2 protein-coding genes are annotated in these 2,148 nt (G+C 66.4%); both read left to right on the forward strand.

What is annotated here, in order from left to right; all coding sequences use genetic code 11:
• Window positions 1-359: 359 nt before the first annotated feature.
• Entirely contained in the window at window positions 360-947 is a 588-nt protein-coding gene (locus VML93_RS00160; protein ID WP_325606396.1) for a hypothetical protein, read from the forward strand.
• Between the two features lie 257 nt (window positions 948-1,204).
• Entirely contained in the window at window positions 1,205-1,960 is a 756-nt protein-coding gene (locus VML93_RS00165; RefSeq protein WP_325606398.1) for a phosphotransferase enzyme family protein, read from the forward strand.
• Window positions 1,961-2,148 lie beyond the last annotated feature (188 nt).

Consider the following 2,148-nt stretch of genomic DNA (forward strand, 5'->3'; position numbering starts at 1 on the left):
GATCGGGACCGAGGACCGCGTCATCCCCCCTGCCACCCAGCGCAGCATGGCCGAGCGGGCGGGCTCCACAATCACCGAAGTCGCAGGATCGCACGTATCGATGGTGTCGCATCCTGCGGCTGCGATCGACGCCATCCTCGCCGCCGTCGCCGCCATCGGCGATTAGGAAGGAACCTCCTTCGGCGGGCCTTGGCGGCGGGTGATGCCGGGAAAGCCGGCTACGCATTAGCAGTTCGGGGCTGAATGATCCCGAACGGCTGGACTAATGTCCGCGATCGGTCCGCCGTGAACGATGCCGCACGGGTTTGAACTGCAACCCGGGTACGCGGCCAAGGCCAGGGCAGGAGGAGAGTAGGGCTGTGACATCGGCTGTGACCCCGTACACGACGCGTCTGCTCACGCCCGATACCTGGGATGACTTCGCCGCACTGGTTGAGGCGAACAACGGTGTCTGGGGTGGCTGCTGGTGCATCGGCTTTCATCCCGAGGGCATCAGCAAGGACAGCACCGTAGCGGGCAACCGCGAGGCCAAGCTCGCTCACGTGAACAACGGCACCATCCACCAGATGCTCGTCTATCACGACGGCCGGTGCGTGGGCTGGTGCCAGTACGGGCCACCGGCCGAGGTGGCTACCATCAAGAACCCCAAGGCCTATGAAAAGGGCCTAGCCGAGTTGCCTGACTGGCGGATCGGCTGCTTGTTCACCGGCTCCGGATCCCGCCGCCAAGGCGTGGCGCGGGCCGGGGTTGCCGCGGTGCTGGCCGCGATAGCTCATGCTGGCGGAGGCTTGGTCGAGGCCTACCCCGAGCAGGTGGCTGGACGTGACCCGCAACGTGGCGCTTACCTGCATACCGGGCCGGAGAGCCTGTTCGAAGAGTTCGGATTCGTCCGCGACCGTCGCATCGCCAAGTGGCGCTGGGTCATGCGTCTGCGCATCTCCGCATAGTTTCCTGAGTCTTAATTCGCCAGCAGTTTGTTGGCTGGGGCGGTGCCGAGCTCGGAGCTGGTTTCCCCTCTACCTCACCACGGTGGTCTTGCAACGAGTGTGCCAGCCAGCGTCAAAGGGTCCGTGCTTGCCTCGGGGCTGGTCCGGCGCAACTCGATCAGCAGTTCCACGAGATGCTGGAGGCGGCCGGCACCGGATCATTGGCCCGTGCTGCTGGGTTCGTAATCTCGTTGAGCGCTTCATGACCCTCTGCGAAGATGTGGCCGGTGGGATGGGAGGCGCTCGAGCAGTGGGGTGACGACGTGGTTCGCAGCGAACGGCTCACCGGCGGAGTTGGCGTCAACGTGGTGTGGAGCGTACGCGTCAACGGGCACCTCGCGATCGGTCGTCTCGGCCGGCGCAGCGACGCTGATCTCGCATGGGAGACCGACCTGTTGCGACACCTCCACCGAGAAGGGATGCCGGTGCCGGTGCCGATCCCGACCACGGACGGCCGGCACTTCGTCGACGGTCTGGTGGTGATGACCTATGTGGAGGGCGGACCGCCCGAGACCGAAGCCGACTGGCGTCGCGTCACCGACACACTCCGCCAGCTGCATCGGCTGACACAGGGCTGGCCACAGCGCCCGGGCTGGCGATCGTCGACCGACCTCCTGCATGCCGAGACCGGGACCAGGGTCAACCTCGGCGCAATGCCGCCCGACGGTGTTGCTCGATGCCGAGCAGCGTGGGCGCGACTCACCGGTCGCACGACGCGCGTCGTCCACGGCGATCCCAACCCGGGCAACATCCGCATGACCGCGGATCGCGTCGCGATGATCGACTGGGACGAGTCGCACGTCGACGTCCCCGACCTCGACCTGGCGCTGCCGCACAACGCCGCCGGTCTCGGCAACGACGCGTATGACATCGCCGCGCAAGCGCGCGCCGCATGGGAAGCCGCCGTCTGCTGGGACCCCAGCGGGACCGACCAGTTCGCAGTCAAGCGGCTCGCCGAGGTTCGCGCGATCTGAGCAGCAGCGAATCGACAGAGCGCACTGAACACTGCGATCGCGCGCGAGACGGGGTGGCGCGATCATGCCTGATCCTTTCAGGCGGGCTGTCGGTAGCTGGCCAGTTTGCTCACTTGGTGCTGCCCAGCTTGGCTGGGGATATGGATCCAGCCCGGGTAGCGGTTACCTGCGATTTCCGCACGTACGAG

Origin of the sequence: Mycobacterium sp. (assembly GCF_035499775.1) — a bacterium.
GTDB lineage: Bacteria > Actinomycetota > Actinomycetes > Mycobacteriales > Mycobacteriaceae > Mycobacterium.